An 18,591-nucleotide genomic window follows, 5' to 3' on the forward strand; every position below is an offset into this window, starting at 1 on the left:
TCATGATCGTTGCCGAACACATCAGCAAAAGCTTCAATGATATCAAGGCAGTTGACGGCATTTCTTTTAGGGTAAAAGAAGGCGAAACGATGGTTTTGCTGGGCACGAGCGGGTGCGGTAAAACCACAACGCTCAAAATGCTTAACCGCCTCATCGAAGCGTCTTCCGGCACCATTGCCATTGATGGAAAAAATATCTTCGATCAAAAGCCGGAAATCCTGCGACGTACAATCGGCTACGTTTCTCAAAGCAACGGCCTTTTTCCACATTACACGGTTGAAGAAAACATTGCAGTCGTTCCCAAACTGCTGGAATGGGACAAAAGCCGGACACGAAAAAGAGCAGAAGAATTACTGGATCAACTGAAATTGCCGCTCTCAACATTCGGCCACAAATATCCGGATGAACTCAGCGGCGGACAACAGCAGCGCGTGACCATTGCCCGCGCGCTGATCTCGAATCCGCCCGTGTTGCTGATGGACGAGCCTTTCGGCGCATTGGACCCGATTACGCGCGCAAGTGTCCGGAAAGAGTTTTTGGAGCTGCCCGAATTGAAAAGCAAGACCATCGTGCTTGTGACGCATGACGTTCAGGAAGCTTTCGAGCTCGGCGACCACATTTGTTTGATGGATAAAGGCAAAATTGTGCAGGCAGGCACTGCGCAGGACTTGATATTAAGGCCAAACAATGATTTTACCAGAACATTTTTCGATAACCAACGATTTTTCCTCGAACTGAGCGCATTGACATTTGCGGACATTTGGAACTCTGGCATCAATGCTGATTTAGAAAATGGAATGAATTCTGATGGGCCAATCGAAAGCGGAATCACTTTATGGGACGGAATGCAAATGCTGGCGAAGTCGCAAGACATTGCTTTGAATGTGCACGACAAGCCTTGGGGCAAGCAGAAAACTTTTACAATGGCCGCAATTCAGGACGGTTATAAAGCTATAAAACAGCAGATTTAATGGAGGTCCAGCAAAGCTTATTCGAGTTTATGGCGCAGCAATCCGACAAGCTGTGTAGTCAGACGCTTGCACATATCGGCCTCACCTGCATTTCGTTGCTCGTTGCCGTGCTCGTCGGCCTTCCGCTCGGGATCTGGATAGCGCAACGCAAACGTGCAGCTTGGTTTGTTCTCGGCATTGCAGGCATTTTGCAAACGATTCCGAGCATTGCGCTGCTTGGATTTATGATCCCATTATTGGGAATTGGTGCGCTTCCTGCAATTGTTGCATTGTTTTTATACGCATTGCTACCGATTATCCGAAACACTTATACAGGAATAAGAGGAGTTAATCCGGCTGTGACCGAATCTGCGCGCGGCATGGGCATGAGCAGCTGGCAAGTGCTTTTTAATGTTGAATTGCCTCTTGCCATGCCTGTTATCCTTGCGGGCATTCGTACAGCAACCGTTATTAATGTGGGCGTTGCAACGCTTGCCGCATACATTGCAGCGGGTGGACTCGGTGAATTTATCTTCGGCGGCATCGCTTTGAATAATGCCAATATGATCCTGGCAGGCGCAATTCCGGCAGCTTTGTTAGCGATTTTGCTCGATTTTCTTTTGTCATTAGTACAAAATGCGAATGTCCGTAAAATGCGAAAAGTTACGGTCGTGCTGCCGGTTTTGCTCTTAATGCTATCTTCATTTTATGTATTTCCGTATGCCGGTGCTAAAATGCTTGGCGGGTTTACGCCTGAGTTTATGGGGCGAGAGGACGGCTATTTAGGCTTGAAATCAAAATACAAACTGAACATGCCCACGGTGGTGATCAGCGATGCGGTCATGTACAAGGCGGCTTACGAAAAGAAAATCGATGTCATCAGCGGATACAGCACAGACGGTCGCCTGAAAGCGTACGATCTTGTGACATTAGTGGATGACAAACAGATTTTTCCACCCTACTACGCGTCTCCGCTGATCCGTAAAGATGTTTTGGCCAAATATCCGGAACTGGAACCCGCGCTTAACCTGCTTTCCGGCCGCATTAATGATTCCATTATGACGGATTTGAACTATCGCGTCGACTATTTGAAGCAAACGCCTGAAAGAGTGGCATATGACTTCGTAAAAGCCCAAAATCTTTATAAAAAGCCGCAAAACAGGAATAAGGGAACGATCCGGCTGGGATCGAAAATATTTGCTGAGCAATACATTCTGATCAACATTTACAAAGCACTTATTGAAGGAAATACGCAGCTAAAAGTTGACACAAAAACCGGCCTGGGTGGAACCAAGATATGTTTCGATGCATTAACGAATAATGAAATCGATATGTATCCCGAGTACACCGGCACCGGTTTGCTCGTGATCCTGAAACCTTCTAAGAACGATCTTTTACAACTCGCCGGAAGCCGCGATAAGGTTTTTGATTTTGTCCAAAAAGGATTTTCAGACCAGTATAATTTGCAATGGCTGCGACCGATCGGCTTCAATAATGCCTATGCTTTGATGATGCGCAAAGAACAGGCACAATCATTGAATATACGAACTATTACAGATTTAACAGACTATGTATCCACTGACAACCACCAGCCTTAGCGAGACATATAATAGCGTAAGAAGTTACTCCGAAAAAATATGTGAGCCGCTGGAAACCGAAGATTATGTGCCGCAGCCAGTCCCGTTTGTAAGTCCTCCAAAATGGCATCTGGCGCATTCAACATGGTTTTTCGAAACATTTATCCTCAAACCATTTCTCCCCGGATATCAGGTCTTTGACACCGATTATAACTATCTGTTCAACAGCTATTATAACAATGTAGGAGAACGCACATTGCGCACCGACAGGGGAAATGTTACACGGCCAACCACCAAGAATGTGTACGCCTACCGGCAACATGTGGATCGCTGTATGGAAGAGCTGCTCGAAACATTAACCGATCCGCAGGCATTAACATTGGTTGAGCTTGGCCTGCACCACGAGCAGCAGCATCAGGAATTGCTCGTAACGGATATCAAATACATTCTGGGCCACAATCCCCTTTTTCCGGTTTACAAAACGGGGCATAATCTCGTAAATGATGTGAATTCTGAAACGGGCTTTGTCTCAATTCCCGAAGGCGTTTATGAGGTGGGGTTCAATGGCGAAGGTTTTTCTTTTGACAATGAGCTCGGTCGCCATAAAGTGTATATCCATGATTTTGAAGTCTCAAAGTCGCTTGTGACCAATGCTGAATTTATGGCATTTATGGACGCGGGTGGTTACCAGGATTTCAACTTATGGCTGGATGCAGGCTGGTCTTGGGTGAATGAGCATAACATTACATCACCCATGTATTGGCACAAGATCAAAGGTGAATGGCATTATTATACGCTTGATGGACTGCAAAAAGTAAATCCGGACGCTATTTTGAGCCATATCAGCTTCTTTGAAGCATCGGCCTTTGCACAATGGAAAGGCATGCGGCTTCCCACAGAATTTGAATGGGAAACTGCCTCAGCGCAGCTCAATTGGGGCAAACGCTGGGAATGGACCAACAGCGCTTATCTGCCTTATCCCGGATTTTCCAAAGCACCCGGAGCAGTTGGTGAGTACAACGGCAAATTCATGATCAACCAGATGGTCCTTCGCGGCGCATCTGTTGCAACGTCACCAAATCACAGCAGGAACACTTACCGCAACTTTTTTCACACACACGAACGCTGGCAATATACCGGAATCCGCCTGGTCAAGTAATCGCATCAATTCAAACTCCATGTCAGACAATACATTTGCAAAAGATATACACCAAGGCCTTTCTGCACCATTAAAGCACATTTCCTCCAAGTATTTTTACGATGATATAGGCAGCGGGATTTTTCAGGATATCATGAAAATGCCCGAATATTATCCAACTGCCTGTGAATTCGAAATCTTATCATTACAGCGCGCGCAGATCCTTGACAAACTGAATTTTAACGAGCCCTTTAACATTGTTGAGTTCGGTGCCGGCGATGGCATTAAAACGCGGCAATTATTAAAGCATCTTGTCGACACGGGCGTTGACTTTTCCTATGTGCCGATCGATATCTCTGCCAAGGCTATTGAAGAGCTGGAAGCGAACATGCTCGACCATTTGCCTTCATTGAAGAACAGGCCGATGATTGGCAATTACTTTTCCATGATCGAAGCATTGTCCGCTTCACAAGAACCAAGCTTGTTTCTGTTCCTGGGCGGTAACATTGGCAATTACGAAAAAGACGAAGTGGACGCACTGCTGACCAGCTTTCATCAAAGCATGAAGCCGGGTGATAAACTGCTGACCGGTTTTGATCTGCAAAAAAATCCATCCACGATCCGCTATGCTTACGACGACCCCACGGGAATAACCAAGGCATTCAATATGAACCTTTTACACCGCATTAATCGTGAGTTGGGAGGAAATATAAAGACGAATCAATTTGATTTTTATTCGCATTACAATCCCGTTAATGGTGAAGTAAGGAGTTATTTGGTTAGTTTGGCAAAACAAAAGATCCATTTGCAGCGAATCGACAAATGCTACGACTTCGAGCAAAACGAACTCATCCGCACCGAGTTATCTAAAAAATACACCTTGCGGGAAATAGAAGAAACCGCCACCAAAAACGGGTTCAAGGTTTTAGAGCATTTCCTGGATTGCAAACATTACTTTACAGACAGTCTTTGGGAGAAATGAATGAACGTTACGCAACATCCTGTTTAAAAATCCTAAGTAGAACAACTTTCTTGGCGGTTTTCATGCTATTCATCACGCTGAATGCATTTGCACAGCCTAAGCTGAATGAGGATTCACTCTACATTCGGCAGCATTACAACAAGATTGAACGGATGGTGCCGATGCGGGATGGGGTGAAGCTGTTTACCTCTATTTATTTGCCAAAAGACATTTCGGCGAGCAAAAAATATCCGATCATGCTTAGCCGCACGCCTTACAGCGTTGCGCCCTATGGTGAAGAACTTTTCAAGACTTCCATCGGGCCGAGCATGCATTTTGCGCGCGAGGGTTATGTTGTCGTTTATCAGGATGTGCGCGGAAAATATATGTCTGAGGGTGAATTTGAGGCATATAGGCCGTTTATTCCTGTCAAAAGATCAAAACAGGAAACGGACGAGAGCTCGGACACTTACGATACAATTGACTGGCTCATCAAAAACATTGACGGAAACAATGGTAAAGTCGGGACCTGGGGAATTTCGGCACCCGGTTACTATACGACCATGACAACCATTGAAGCGCACCCTGCATTGAAAGCCGCTTCACCGCAAGCACCTGTAACAGATTGGTTTATGGGAGATGACAGGCATCACAACGGCGCATTCTTTTTGATGGGCACGTTTGCTTTTCTGTCATCATACGGAGCCCCGCGCCCGCAACCCACGCCAAAAGGAACGCCCGCTTTTTCAGCTTACGGCACGCCTGATTCTTATGAATTTTACAAAAACCTCGGTCCGCTGAAAAATGTGAACGAGAAGATCTTCAAAAACCAAAACCGCATCTGGAACCAGATGATGGATAATGAAACTTACAACGATTTTTGGAAAGCACGCACGCCGGTGCCGCATTTGAAGAACATTAAACCCGCAGTGATGGTGGTTGGAGGCTGGTTTGATCAGGAAGATTTATATGGTCCGCTCAAAACTTACCATGCCATCGAAAGCAACAAACCTACATCACCGAATTTGCTCGTTATGGGCCCCTGGATCCATGGCGGATGGGCACGTGGATCGGGTGAATCGTTGGGTAATATTCCGTTTGGGTCCAAAACAAGCGCCTTTTATCAGCAGGAAGTCGAGTTTCCTTTTTTCAATCATTACCTGAAAGATGGAGCGCAACCTACGCTTCCTAAGGCTTATATATTTGAGACCGGCGCAAACGAATGGCGTAAATATGATCAGTGGCCGCCTAAAAATACGGTTGAGAAAAAGCTTTACATGCATCCGGATGGCACACTGTCCTTCTCCCCGACCATGACAACCATGCAAGTCGGCGCGAAACCAGCATTCGATGAATATGTGAGTGATCCTGACAAACCGGTGCCTTACACTTCCGAGATCCGGATTATTCGGGGAAGCGATTTTATGTATGAGGATCAGCGTTTTGCATCCACGCGGCCTGATGTGCTCGTTTATCAATCAGAGGTTTTGCAAGAAGATGTTACCATTTCAGGAAATGTCTTTGCCAACCTTTTTATCTCTTCCACGGGCACCGATGCTGACTTTGTGGTGAAGCTGATCGATGTTTATCCAGGCGATGCGCCTAATGACAGTCCGGTTAATCAAAACATGAAAATGGGCGGTTTTCAGCTGCTCGTTCGCGGAGAAGTGATGCGTGCGAAGTTCCGGAAAAGCTTTTCAGAGCCCGTTCCGCTCGTTCCTAACAAGATCGAAAATGTAAAATTTGATATGCAGGACGCAGCGCACCGTTTCAAGAAAGGTCATAAAATCATGATCCAGGTGCAAAGCTCGTGGTTCCCGCTGGTGGATCGCAATCCGCAGAAGTTTGTGAATATTTACAAGGCCAGCGAGCAGGATTTCCAAAAAGCCACACATCGGGTGTATCTGTCAGGGAGCAGCGCTTCGTATGTGGGAGTTAGGGTAATTGAATAGTTCAGGCTTGCAGCTTGTATTCTTCGATTTTCCTGTAAAGTGTAGCAATGCCAATTTCTAGCAAGCGGGCAGCTTCGGCTTTGTTGCCATTTGTGTAATTCAAAACCTTCTGTAAATGAAGTTTTTCTGCGCTGGCCAGGGAAAATGCAGAAAGATTTTTTGATCCTGTGTTCTTGCCGAGCAGCAATTCCAATGGCAAACTTTCAACATCCAGTTCTTCACCGTCTGTCAGGATCACACTGCGCTCAATGACGTTTTTCAGCTCCCGAATGTTGCCGTTCCAAGGATTTTGCTCCAATGCTGCAACGTAGGCCGGTGACAATGATTTTATGCGCTTATTGGCCTTCAATGCATATTGCGCGGCGAAACTTTCGGCAAGTGCCTCAATGTCGGCAACGCGTTCGCGCAATGCCGGAATGGTGATCTGGAACACAGATATGCGGTAAAAAAGATCACTTCTGAAATCGCCCGCAGCGATGTGTTTTTGCAGATCGCGGTTTGTCGCCGCAATGATGCGCACATTAACTTTCGTGGGCGTCGTATCCCCTATCTTGATAAATTCCCCCGATTCAAGCACACGGAGCAACTTTGCCTGCAACTCCAAAGCAAGCTCACCGACTTCGTCCAGGAATATCGTCCCCTGATTTGCTTCTTCAAAAAGCCCTTTTTTATCTTTCGTAGCACCCGTAAATGACCCCGCCCGATGCCCGAACATTTCACTTTCCAAAAGGTCCTTCCCGAAAGCAGAACAGTTAATGGCCACAAAAGGCTTCTTAAACCGGTTACTGCCTTGATGAATCGATTGCGCGAACACCTCTTTGCCGGTTCCCGTTTCGCCTAGCAGTAAAACCGTCGTGTCGGTGGGCGCTACGCGTTTTGCAAGATCAACGCAAGCTTGTAATTGTTTGGATTTGCCGATGATGGCGTCGAAGGAATGTTTCTGCCCGAGCTGTTTTTCAAGAGAAGCAACACGTTTGTTGAGCTCGGCCTTTTCGAGTGCTCTGTAAATGAGCGGAATAATCTTATTATTGTCGTCTCCTTTGGTAATGTAGTCAAATGCGCCGTTTTTGATCGCCTGCACGCCATCCGGAATGTTTCCGTAAGCAGTCAGCAAAATCGTTTCCAGCAATGGATATTTATCACGAACTGTTTTTGCAAAATCAACCCCGTTTCCGTCAGGCAGCTTCACGTCACACAACACCACATCCACTTCAACCTGATCAAGTTTTTTCAATGCGGATTTAATGTCGCCAGCTTCCACAACTTCGAAACCTTCCAGCGTAATCACCCTGGCGATCAGCCCCCGCAACTTCGCTTCATCGTCAATGATCAGGACCTTTTTCACGGACTATGCGTAATTGTTTGGATGCAGGCAGCTTTGCCAGTATTCGAAAATGATCTTGATTCTTTTTTTCAGATCGTCGAAACTGTTCTCTTTTTTGAAAAAGCCCTGAATGGTGGCTTCGTAAGCGGTGGAGATAATGTGCGGATTGTCGGCAGTGCTAAGAAATACAAACGGGATCGACTTCTTCCTCAAATATTCATTTTCCTCGATCCGATGACGCAGCTCCATTCCATTCATCACAGGCATGTTGATATCACACAGAATGATAAACGGCTGCTCCTTAGTGGTTTCTAGATAAAGAAGAGCTTCAAGTCCATTAGTGAAAAAAATCAGTGGGTTTGGGATCTGCAATTCCTCCACGACGCTTTTGATCAAAAACTGGTCATCGAAATCATCCTCGATGGAGATGATTGGTCCTTTAACTGACATTATGAGACTTTTTGTGATTGGTTGTCTCTGTAAATATCACATTTATTCAAATTAATACCTATTTAAAGGGCATTTCAAATAATCCGTCTCGCGTAGATATCCATCCGGATCGCGTTAGCCGGACCTCCAAGCGGACGTTATTTTTGCATCACATTTAACCGCCATGATTAACCGAAATAACCAATGAAAAAACAATTTTTAACACTGTTAACACTCATTTCCATCTCATTTAGCTGCACCGACCACGATGTAGAAACTACGAATTACGAACTGGACGAAGCCGTTTCTGTTGCAGAATGGCAGGGACATTTGCGAAACGGCTTCACCAACAACGGCACAATTGCCGTCAAGAGCGAAAGCTTTGTTATCCGCGATGGAAAAGTCCAGAGCGGTTCCTTTTCCATTCCGCTGTCGTCAATCGTTAACCTGAACCAGCCTACGGAAGAATTGAAGGAGGCGCTCGTGCATCATTTGCAGAGTCCGGACTTCTTTAATATGGCATTGCACCCAAATCTGACATTCGAAATCGAGACGGTTTCACCATACTCAGGAACGGGCGAAAATGTCATTGCAGGAGCCAATTATTTGGTGAACGGAAATTTAACGATGTTAGGAAACGCCATTCCGGTTTCATTTCCAGCGAAAATTGATTTTGCAGGGACAAACGTAAAAATGGAAGGAAAAGTAAAAATAGACAGGACCCAATGGGGAATTGACTTCGCCACGGATCCTGCCTTGCCAGACGATAAGGCGATCAAAAACGAGATCGACATTCATTTGAAGCTGGTCGGCAACAAAATTTGATTACAAATTCATTCCACCCGAAGCCTCGATCCGCTGGGCATTGATCCAGCGGGCGCCTTCGGTGCACAGGAACGCAACGACAGAACCAATGTCTTCCGGTTCACCGACACGGCCCAGCGCCGTAACAGCATTCATATGTTCCTCTAATCCGGAAAATGATTCAAATGCTTTTTTGGTAAAATCAGTGTGAATGATGCCTGGCGCGACCAGATTCACATTGATGCCGCGCGGCCCCAATTCTTTCGCCAGATATTTTGTCAAAACTTCAATCGCGCCTTTCATGGATGCGTACGCCGCATAACCGGGTGTGGTGAAACGTGTGAGACCGGTGGAAAGATTGATAATGCGGCCATTGTCAGCAATAAATGGCAACGCCTTCTGAATGAGGAAGTAAACGCCTTTAAAATGCACATTCATTAAAGCATCGAAGTCCGCTTCCGTCGTTTCTGCGAATGCTGAGTTTGCGTCAATCCCTGCATTATTGATCAGGAAATCAAATGACGTTCTGCCCCATTTGCTTTCCAGAATGGTCCGCAAATTCGCAAAAAATGCATCAAATGTTTGTGTGCTCGCCGTATCCAGTTGCAAAGCGACTGCTTTTCTGCCCAGTTGCTCTATTTCTGCAACGACTTCGGCAGCTTCCTGCGCCTTGCTGCGGTAAATGATGATGACGTCCGTTCCTTGTTTAGCAAGTTTAAGCGCCATGTTTTTGCCCAATCCCCTGCTTCCGCCAGTTACCAATGCAATTTTATCTCCTTGTTCCATCTTTTTGTTTGATTAAATTGATGAAACAAAGGTAGGCGCACCGGTAAGGGCAAATCTGCTGCTTTCAAACCAAAACTTGCGAAATTCAAATCTCAGGCCCTGAAAGCGCTTGGTGTAAGGCTGGTATGCTTCTTAAACAGGTTGTTGAAATGCGAAGGCTCTTCAAAGCCCAGACTGTAAGCAACTTCGGAAACATTCCAGTCCGTGTGCTTCAACAGAATCTTGGATTCCTTAATGATCCGATCAGTGATGAGCTCAGTTGTGGTTTTGCCGGTAACCATTTTCAAGACCTTGTTGAGATAATTGACATGAATCGCGAGTTGGTCGGCATAATCCTTTGCAGAACGCAATGCGAGTTTCTGATGCGGGGGCTCAATGGGAAACTGACGTTCCAGGAGTTCGATGAAAAGGGACGACACGCGTTTGTAAGCGTTCGTTTCGTTAAATAATGCTGTCGCAGGCTGCAATTTTTGTCCGTTATGGATCAGTTCCATCACATAATTGCGGATCAGATCATACTTGAATGCATAATCAGAAGATATTTCCTTGAACATCTTCGCAAAAATTTGCTTAATGTCCTCGATCTGCGAATCGTCCAGAAAAAAGATCGGAACGCCGCCTGGTTTAAAGACCGGCAGCTCTCTCAGCAGCATTCCGCTATTATTTTGAGTGAGAAAATCTTCCGAGAAAATGCAGAAGAAGCCAGACTGTTTCTCATCAACCGATTCCCAGTTGTAAGGAATGAGCGGCGTGGCGAATAACAATGCATTACGCGCTCAATATCAATCACTTTATCCGCATATTCGGCCCGATTTTTACCAATAATGAGGCTGATCTTGTAATAAGCACGGCGATTATAAGGAATTGTCTTGGGCTTCGAATCCCTGAACAGTTCTTCCGTTTTAAAGACATTGAAATGCCCGATTTCCTTCTTAACCGGCTCAGGAATCAGCTGTGAAGTGTCTTTGTAAAATTCCGGGAGTGAATACAACTTTGCCATAAGTCAAAGTTACGAAATTCAATCCGGGAATTTTAAGTCAGTTGTATTCGACGAATGATTCATCCTTATAACACCAAAGCCAGTTTTCGCCTCGTTCTGCCGAAATTACAACCGGATGAGCGGTTGCATGATAATGCTGTGTCATGTGCTTGGAAGGCGAACTGTCGCAGCATAATGTTACGCCGCAGGTTTGGCAGGTGCGTAAATGCACCCATTGCCCACCCGATTTGACACATTCTTCACAAACATATTCGACCGGTTGTTTCAGTTCAGTAATCGCGCTGATGTGTTCACAAACTTGATCCATTATACTTCATTTAAATATTGATGAACAAAACTGATTGCCATAGAACCTTCTCCCACGGCCGAAGTGACGCGGTTCATCGCACCGGCGCGCACGTCACCCGCAGCAAAAATCCCTGGCGAGCTCGTTTCCAGCAGATACGGGTCACGCTGTCCTTTCCAAACCTGACGGAAATTGTCATAGCTTTTCATTTCACGGCCCGTTTCAATAAAGCCTTTATTATTCTTAATGATCTGTAAACCAACCCATTCCGTGTATGGCCTGGCACCGATGAAGATAAACAATGCATCCGCAGGCACATCCCGCTCTTCACTCGTGTTCAGATCAACGAGCCTTAATCCTTCTAAATGCTCATTTCCCGTCGCTTCCACAATTTCCGTGCAGCCGAGGATCGCAACATTTTCCGTGTTATTAATCTGATCAATGAGGTAAGACGACATCGACGAAGTCAAGTCATTTTTGCGAACGATAATGCGCACATTTCTTGCAAATTTGGACAGATACATCGCCGCCTGGCCCGCAGAATTGCCACCACCCAGCACATACACATCCTTATTTCCGCAGGAACTGGCTTCTGTGCTCGCAGCACCATAGTAAATTCCCTTTCCGGTAAAGTCCGCAATTCCTTTTGTTTCCAGCTTGCGATAATCAACGCCCGTCGTAATTACCACGGCGCGGCCATTTATTTCCGTCCCATCTTCCAGCACAATCGTTTTATATTGGTCTTTCAGCTTAATCTCACGAACGGATTGCGGCGAAAGGAATTCGGTCCCGAAACGCGTTGCCTGTGTAATCGCTCTTCTCGTCAATTCCGAGCCGCTTAACCCGGAAGGAAAGCCCAGATAATTTTCAATTCTTGAACTCGTACCAGCCTGACCACCAGGCGCTTTGCGCTCGATCAATAAAGTACTTAAACCCTCCGAAGCTCCGTAAACAGAAGCCGCTAATCCGGCCGGTCCCGCGCCGATAATGATCACATCATAAATTTGCAGCTTAACCTTTGCATTCAGCCCAATTTTCGAAGCAACATCGATCAATGTCGGTGTTTTCAAAATAGAACCGTCTTCGAAAACAACCGATGGGAAATCAGCCGGCAGCAATCCGTTGGTGCTGATAATCTGTTTGCCAACGTCGCTTGAACTCGCGTCCATCCATTGATAAGGAACAAGGTTACCAGCCAGAAAGTCCTTTATTTCGTGTGATTTGGGCGAAAACTGATAACCGATCACCTTAATGCCCGTAAAGTCGGGACGATAATTCGCTTGCCAGTCGTTCAGCAGTTCATCAATGGCTGGATATAGTTTTTCCTCCGGCGGATCCAGGGTTTCATCAGATAATAATCCAGTTGCACGTCATTGATGGCCTTAATAGCCGCGTCCGTATCTGAATATGCGGTCAGTAAAACCCTTTTGGCAAACGGAAAAAGCACCATTGCCTTTTCCAGGAAATCAACGCCCTGCATTTCCGGCATCCGCTGATCGGACACAAAAATGGCGACTTCTTCTCCCTTATTTTGAAGTTCGAGCAAGCTTTCCATGGCCTCTTTCACCGAAGTTGTGCTCAAAACCCTGTATTTATCCCTGTATTGGGCTTTCAGATCCCGGCTGATTGCCCGCAAGACCTGCGGATCGTCATCAATTGAAAATATAATGGGCAAACCCATAGTCAAAATGTTGTTTAGAGGTAAAGAAATCTAACTATCCATTGATAGGGAAACATACTAAAAATTCCGTTTTGCCCGGCGCAGTCTGCAAGGTGACCGATCCGTGATGCTGCTTAATGATGCGTATGACCACATCCAGTCCCAGTCCTGTGCCTTTTCCAATTGCTTTTGTAGTAAAAAACGGATCGAAAATTTTACTCTTGATCTCAGCGGGAATGCCCGGTCCATTGTCACAGATCGACACTTTTACAAACTCCTTGTCGCGGTGCGTAATGATATGGAGCTCGGGGTCCGGCTGGTTTTCCAATGCGTCTATTGCATTGTCAATCAGGTTTGTCCACACTTGATTGAGCTCGCCAACCATAACCATTACGGGTGGAAGGTTGAGGTCAAATTCTTCCGTAACCTTAATATTACCCTTTTTCAACTTATAATTCAGCATGGTCAGGGTATTTTTGATGCCCGTGTGAATGTCGGTAAGCTCCCGCTCTCCACCCCTGTCCATATGTGTAAAGGTTTTTACAGATCCCACCAGATCGGCAATGCGCTTGGATGCTTCCTGAATATCCGTCACCATTCGTTCGGTGGTCAGGTTGTTATTGATCCAAAGCAGGATGGGCGAAAAATCGTCCTTGTTGATCTTGCCCTTCAACTCTTCCAGATCGGACTCAGTTAAGCCAAACTCGACCATATTTTCCGAAATGTCGTCGCAGCCACCAATGTTGTTCGCGTCCAGCCAGTCCAGGATTTCATCTTCCCGCTCGGAGCGCTGCATCATGCTGAGGACCGGCCGGTTGGTATTTTTCATGATTGCCGTCATTTTCGCATTGATAAGTTCAATCTCATCGGGTGAAAGATGAATGGAAATGAGCTTTTTGAATGCGCCCGGCTGTAATAGTAAGTGTTTTTTCAAAGAGTCAGAACCGCGTACAATGGCCGCAGCGGGGTTATTCAGCTCGTGTGCAAGCCCTGCGGACAGCTTTCCAAGCGCCATCATTTTCTCGTTCTGCTGTTCCAGCTCCGTAAATTCACGGACCCGCGAAGTCATCACGATCACCAGCGCCTGTGTGAGCTCATAATGCGAAACTATAAGCTCGCGCATCTGCTCAACAGGGAAAGTCATCAGTTGCGTAAGCTCGGTGCATTGTCCATAAGCGACGCCTACTTTTCCTCTTGAAAATGGCAGCACGCCTGTAATGTTGCCCGCCACGAGTTCGGCGATGAATAATTTTGTGTTGTTCTGAATCCGGTACAGCTCAATGCGGCCGGAAAATATCACATGCGTGCCTTTCAGCGGTGCACCGGGCGAAGTCATGAGCTCACCCTCCGGCAATTCGTAATGTTCACTTCTGTCGATCAGCCATTGCAGCTGATCCTCAGGCACATCCTGAAATACTTTGATGGATTTCAGATCTGCTACTTTAATGTCCTTCATTTAGCGAAAAGGTTGGCGTAAGTCAATCTCCTAATTTCGACAAATTCGCGAATTTGAGGACAATTTTTTATGCTAACCTGCCGAAATGAAGCTTGAAGCAACAATGTGTCCTGCTTTTTCAGGCTGCGCTTCCCGTTACAATGCGGTTGTAAATCTTGTATTCGGGAAAACCATTAATGTGTTCCGCCAGGCTGATCTCCACCCAATCTCGGTTGCTTTGATGCATAAAGACACCATTACACGTTGGAAAAAGCAATTTCAATGTTTCCATGGAAGCCTCGTCCATGTTTATTTCCTCGTGACCAAGCTCCGCTGAATGATAATAGCCCGTGCATAAGCCGAGAGAAGTTTCAAATTCTATTTTGACCAAACTCCCCGAAAGCTCTTCCTGAACGCTTTCGACGATGATTTCCTCGCGAAGATCTTCTGCCGTTCCCAGTGTTTCCTCTTGTTCGCCCAAAATATCAATAACAGCCATATTGTAATGTGATTGGTATGCTTTCAGCAATCAAAAAACCATTCCTGAAATCCGGCCGGCAAGCATTCGGTATGATTATTTTATTGTCGGCTTCCCATTTCACCGCGATATGACAGCAAGCAGTAACATTCACATCGGGACTTCCGGATGGAGCTATAAGCATTGGAAAGAGGTTTTTTATCCTGCCCACGTGAAGCCGGCCGATTACATTGGTTACTATGCCAGCCACTTTTCGGTAGCAGAGCTGAATGGGAGCTTTTACAAATTGCCTAAGCAGGAAACGGTGGAAAAGTGGATCAGTAAAGTGCCCGAAGATTTCCTGTTTTGTCCAAAAATGAGCCGTTTTTTAAGCCATATGAAGAAACTGCACGATCCGGAAGAGCCATTACAGCGCTTCTTCGGGATTTTCGGACCATTTGAAAAACATCTGGGGCCCGTGCTCGTGCAGCTTCCGGATAATGTCAGATTTAATGAAAGCGTCGTAAGACCGTTTTACGAAATCTTGCAAAGTGATTATCCGCAGTTCAGGTTTGCGATGGAAGTGCGCGATCATTCTTGGTTTTCGGACGAAAGCATTCAGCTGATGAAGCAGTTCAAAATCATTCTCGTTATGGCGCAATCGGCCATTTATCCGTATTTCGAGGCGATTACGGCTAAGGATATATTTTTCCGGTTTCACGGGCCTGAGTCACTTTACAGCTCGTCTTACTCGGATGAAATATTGAGAGAATTTGCAATGAAATTTATTGATTGGGTAAGGCAGGGGCATGTGGTCTGGGCATTTTTCAATAATGATGTCGACGGACATGCTTTAACGAACGGAGCTAAACTGAAAGCGCTGGTAAGCGAGCTCAGCTAATATAATTCACATCATTTCATTTAAAATCTTGCAATCATGAGCCTGGTCAAATACAAAGAGAAGCGTTCCTTTGAAAAAACACCCGAACCGAAAGGCGGTAAAGCTGATTCGGAAGAACTTGTTTTTGTAATACAAAAACATCACGCATCACGGCTGCATTATGATTTCAGGCTGGAAATGGATGGTGTGCTCAAAAGCTGGGCCGTTCCCAAAGGTCCGTCCACTGATCCGGCCACGAAGCGTTTGGCCATGATGGTGGAAGATCATCCTTATGATTACAAAGATTTTGAAGGCATTATCCCGGAAGGAAATTACGGCGCCGGAACTGTTATGGTCTGGGATGAAGGCACTTATGAACCATTAGAAGAAGCCAAAACCAAAAAAGACAAGGAAAAAATTCTGCTGAAAGAACTGCATTCGGGCTCAATCAAGATCCGGATGAAGGGCAAAAAGCTTCACGGTGAATTTGCGCTTGTGAAGACAAAAGGCATGTCTGAAAACTCCTGGTTGCTGATCAAGCATCGCGACAAGTTCGCCTCACAAGCGGACGTTACAGCAAAAGACAAATCAGTCATTTCAAATAAAACGCTTGAAGCCATCCGGGCCACCAGCGATAACATTTACGGCGAACCGAAAGAGGAGGAAAAAGAGAAAAAGCAGAAAAAAGAGCCTAAGAAAAAACAGGAAGATGACAAACCTGTCGTGGCCGTGGACGAGTATCTTGAAAAAGAAAAAGACGACAAATCCGGTGAAAAGAGCGCTGCAACATTATTAAAGAAAGCAAAAAAGGCCAAGTTTCCGGATGAACTTACGCCAATGCTCGCCACACTCGTAGATGAGCCTTTTGATGATCCGGGATGGGAATATGAAGTCAAATGGGACGGTTACCGCGCCATTGCGTACATGAACGATGGACATCTTGAATTGAAATCGAGGAATAAGAAATCATTCAACGAAAAGTTTTATCCAATATACGACGGGTTGTGCAAGTGGAAGAAAAATGCGGTCATTGATGGAGAAATTGTGGTCATTAATGAGAAAGGACATTCGGATTTTGGTGCGTTGCAAAACTGGCGCAGTGAAGCAGATGGTGAACTGGTTTATTATGTGTTCGACATTCTCTGGCTCGACGGGAAAAGTCTCGTGGACCTGCCCCTAACCGAACGAAAAGCCATTTTACAGAGCATAGTAACGGAAGACAGCCCCGTCCGGATCGGTTACAGCATTGCCGCTGAGGGCACCGCTTTTTATGAAGCCGCCCGCGGAATGGGACTCGAAGGCATTATCGCGAAAAAGTCTGACAGCGTTTATCACACTGGTTTGCGAACAAATGATTGGTTAAAGATCAAGGTTCACAAAAGACAGGAAGTGATCGTTGCCGGTTACACGCGCAATGCGGGAACTTCGAAACATTTCAGCGCCTTGCTCCTGGCCGTTTATGACAATGGCGTGTTGCAATATGCGGGCAAAGTTGGCACTGGTTTCAAGGATAAGCAGCAGAAAGAAATGCTTGAACTTTTCAAACCTTTGGAAACGGAGGAAAGTCCGTTCGAAGTTGCGCCGGATTACAACAAGCCCTCCCGATTCCGGCCCAATCCGCCCAAAGCAAATGCAACCTGGCTGAAACCCGAGCTGGTTTGTGAAATCAGCTTTACGGAAATCACGTCCGACGGCGTTTTCAGGCATCCGTCATTTGAGGGAATGCGGGAGGACAAAAAGGCAAAAGAAGTTGTCCGCGAAATAGAAAAACCCACGGAAGTGGCCGTTAAGGAGGAAGAAAAGGCGGTTAAAAAGAATGCTAAATCAGTGGAGAAAGAGGAGGTGATCAAAAAGCCTTCGAAGTCGAAAAGAAAGACATTACTGAACCCGACGGATGAGACGCAGGTCAGAAATATCAATGGAAATGATATTAAATTTTCCAATCTGAGTAAAATTTTCTGGTATCAGGAGAAGCTTACAAAGCGCGATTTAATTAACTATTATTACCAGATCGCACCCTTTATTATGCCCTATCTTGAAAACAGGCCGCTGTCATTAAATCGCTTCCCCAATGGCATTGAAGGCAAAAGTTTTTACCAAAAAGATGTGACCGGAAAAGTGCCTTCCTGGGTTGAAACATACCCTTACACATCCAATGATGAGGATCAGGACAAGAATTTCATGCTTTGCAATAATGAAGCCGCGCTGCTTTATATGGCCAATCTGGGCTGCATTGACATGAATCCATGGAACAGCCGCACCGATAAGCCCGATAACCCGGACTGGTGCCTGCTGGATCTCGATCCGGACACGACCAACACATTTGAACAGGTCATTGAAACGGCGCAGGCCATTAAAAGGCTGCTGGATTCACTCAAAATTCCGGCTTACTGCAAAACATCGGGCTCTACGGGCTTGCACATTTACATTCCGCTGGGTGCGAAATATTCTTACGACCAATGTCAGCTTTTTGCACAATGGGTTGCCAGCCAGGTGCACCAGGAATTGCCAGCGTTCACCAGCATTGAGCGCATGACCAAAAACAGAAAAGGTAAACTATACATTGATTATCTGCAAAACAGGCCCAAGGCAACATTGGCTGCCCCCTACTCGGTAAGGCCGAAGCCAGGTGCCACGGTTTCGATGCCGCTGCATTGGGAAGAGGTCAAGATCGGGCTGCAATTGAAGCAATTTACGATCCTGAATGCAATGGACCGGCTGGACAAGGAAGGTGATCTGTTCAAACCGGTTTTAGGCAAAGGCATTGATCTTGAAGCGGTTATCAGTCAAATTGACTCGGGTGAATGAAAGGAAAACTTCGCCTTCAGAGCAGAAGATTAAATATTCTAGTAACATAATATTGAAAAATCATGAAATCTGGCATTTAAAATATAAATTGTCAATATATACTCCAACGTTGTGCCCATTAAGGATAGCCCGAGAAACTAAAAT

At 45.8% G+C, this 18,591-nt stretch carries 18 protein-coding genes; 8 read left to right on the forward strand and 10 right to left on the reverse strand.

Annotated features, from left to right (window positions below):
* The first annotated feature begins 2 nt into the window (after nucleotides 1-2).
* The 5 genes from AC0IYG_RS20715 (at nucleotide 3) to AC0IYG_RS20735 (ending at nucleotide 6,578) form a co-directional block, all read left to right on the forward strand.
* The gene (locus tag AC0IYG_RS20715; protein WP_471712964.1) at nucleotides 3-971 is read left to right on the forward strand and encodes an ABC transporter ATP-binding protein; all 969 of its coding nucleotides are present in this window, start codon (nucleotides 3-5) and stop codon (nucleotides 969-971) included.
* Nucleotides 971-2,548, forward strand: a complete 1,578-nt coding sequence (locus AC0IYG_RS20720) for an ABC transporter permease/substrate-binding protein (protein WP_471712965.1) — start codon at nucleotides 971-973, stop codon at nucleotides 2,546-2,548. The genes AC0IYG_RS20715 and AC0IYG_RS20720 overlap by 1 nt, the downstream gene beginning before the upstream one ends.
* Entirely contained in the window at nucleotides 2,520-3,686 is a 1,167-nt protein-coding gene (gene egtB, locus AC0IYG_RS20725; protein ID WP_471712966.1) for an ergothioneine biosynthesis protein EgtB, read from the forward strand. Before AC0IYG_RS20720 ends, egtB begins: the two co-directional genes overlap by 29 nt.
* Before the next feature lie 19 nt (nucleotides 3,687-3,705).
* Entirely contained in the window at nucleotides 3,706-4,647 is a 942-nt protein-coding gene (locus tag AC0IYG_RS20730; protein ID WP_471712967.1) for an L-histidine N(alpha)-methyltransferase, read from the forward strand.
* Between the two features lie 62 nt (nucleotides 4,648-4,709).
* Complete coding sequence (locus tag AC0IYG_RS20735; protein ID WP_471712968.1) at nucleotides 4,710-6,578, forward strand: CocE/NonD family hydrolase; 1,869 nt, start codon at nucleotides 4,710-4,712, stop codon at nucleotides 6,576-6,578.
* Nucleotide 6,579: 1 nt separating this feature from the next.
* Here the strand turns inward: AC0IYG_RS20735 and AC0IYG_RS20740 are convergent, their stop codons facing one another.
* Together AC0IYG_RS20740 and AC0IYG_RS20745 are read right to left on the reverse strand one after the other, a co-directional pair.
* Complete coding sequence (locus AC0IYG_RS20740; RefSeq protein WP_471712969.1) at nucleotides 6,580-7,923, reverse strand: sigma-54-dependent transcriptional regulator; 1,344 nt, start codon at nucleotides 7,921-7,923, stop codon at nucleotides 6,580-6,582.
* 3 nt (nucleotides 7,924-7,926) lie between these two features.
* Entirely contained in the window at nucleotides 7,927-8,352 is a 426-nt protein-coding gene (locus AC0IYG_RS20745) for a response regulator (protein ID WP_471712970.1), read from the reverse strand.
* Nucleotides 8,353-8,535: 183 nt separating this feature from the next.
* On the opposite strand from AC0IYG_RS20745, the gene AC0IYG_RS20750 reads away from it, so the two are divergent.
* Nucleotides 8,536-9,156 carry a YceI family protein gene (locus AC0IYG_RS20750; RefSeq protein WP_471712971.1) on the forward strand — a complete coding sequence of 207 codons (621 nt, stop codon included), beginning with the start codon at nucleotides 8,536-8,538 and terminating at the stop codon, nucleotides 9,154-9,156.
* On the opposite strand, the gene AC0IYG_RS20755 is transcribed toward AC0IYG_RS20750, so the two are convergent.
* The 8 genes from AC0IYG_RS20755 to AC0IYG_RS20790 all read right to left on the reverse strand — a co-directional run bounded on the left by AC0IYG_RS20755 (nucleotide 9,157) and on the right by AC0IYG_RS20790 (nucleotide 14,801).
* Nucleotides 9,157-9,921, reverse strand: a complete 765-nt coding sequence (locus tag AC0IYG_RS20755; RefSeq protein ID WP_471712972.1) for an SDR family NAD(P)-dependent oxidoreductase — start codon at nucleotides 9,919-9,921, stop codon at nucleotides 9,157-9,159.
* Nucleotides 9,922-10,013: 92 nt separating this feature from the next.
* Complete coding sequence (locus AC0IYG_RS20760; protein ID WP_471712973.1) at nucleotides 10,014-10,574, reverse strand: helix-turn-helix domain-containing protein; 561 nt, start codon at nucleotides 10,572-10,574, stop codon at nucleotides 10,014-10,016.
* Nucleotides 10,565-10,921: a hypothetical protein gene (locus AC0IYG_RS20765; protein ID WP_471712974.1), complete on the reverse strand. Its 357-nt coding sequence runs from the start codon at nucleotides 10,919-10,921 to the stop codon at nucleotides 10,565-10,567. Before AC0IYG_RS20765 ends, AC0IYG_RS20760 begins: the two co-directional genes overlap by 10 nt.
* A 37-nt stretch (nucleotides 10,922-10,958) precedes the next feature.
* Nucleotides 10,959-11,228, reverse strand: coding sequence for a UBP-type zinc finger domain-containing protein (locus AC0IYG_RS20770; RefSeq protein WP_471712975.1), 270 nt, complete (start codon nucleotides 11,226-11,228; stop codon nucleotides 10,959-10,961).
* Entirely contained in the window at nucleotides 11,228-12,454 is a 1,227-nt protein-coding gene (locus tag AC0IYG_RS20775) for an NAD(P)/FAD-dependent oxidoreductase (protein ID WP_471712976.1), read from the reverse strand. The genes AC0IYG_RS20770 and AC0IYG_RS20775 overlap by 1 nt, the downstream gene beginning before the upstream one ends.
* 44 nt (nucleotides 12,455-12,498) lie before the next feature.
* A complete protein-coding gene (locus AC0IYG_RS20780; protein WP_471712977.1) occupies nucleotides 12,499-12,888 on the reverse strand; it encodes a response regulator in 390 nt (129 codons plus the stop codon).
* A gap of 34 nt (nucleotides 12,889-12,922) precedes the next feature.
* Entirely contained in the window at nucleotides 12,923-14,323 is a 1,401-nt protein-coding gene (locus AC0IYG_RS20785; RefSeq protein ID WP_471712978.1) for an ATP-binding protein, read from the reverse strand.
* Nucleotides 14,324-14,441: 118 nt separating this feature from the next.
* Complete coding sequence (locus AC0IYG_RS20790; protein WP_471712979.1) at nucleotides 14,442-14,801, reverse strand: hypothetical protein; 360 nt, start codon at nucleotides 14,799-14,801, stop codon at nucleotides 14,442-14,444.
* A 109-nt stretch (nucleotides 14,802-14,910) separates the two neighbouring features.
* On the opposite strand from AC0IYG_RS20790, the gene AC0IYG_RS20795 reads away from it, so the two are divergent.
* Together AC0IYG_RS20795 and ligD are read left to right on the forward strand one after the other, a co-directional pair.
* On the forward strand, nucleotides 14,911-15,660 hold the full coding sequence (locus tag AC0IYG_RS20795; protein ID WP_471712980.1) for a DUF72 domain-containing protein: 750 nt from the start codon (nucleotides 14,911-14,913) through the stop codon (nucleotides 15,658-15,660).
* 36 nt (nucleotides 15,661-15,696) lie between these two features.
* Nucleotides 15,697-18,447 carry a DNA ligase D gene (gene ligD / locus AC0IYG_RS20800; RefSeq protein WP_471712981.1) on the forward strand — a complete coding sequence of 917 codons (2,751 nt, stop codon included), beginning with the start codon at nucleotides 15,697-15,699 and terminating at the stop codon, nucleotides 18,445-18,447.
* The last annotated feature ends 144 nt before the right edge of the window (nucleotides 18,448-18,591 follow it).

It is taken from the genome of Dyadobacter sp. AC419 (genome assembly GCF_979253085.1).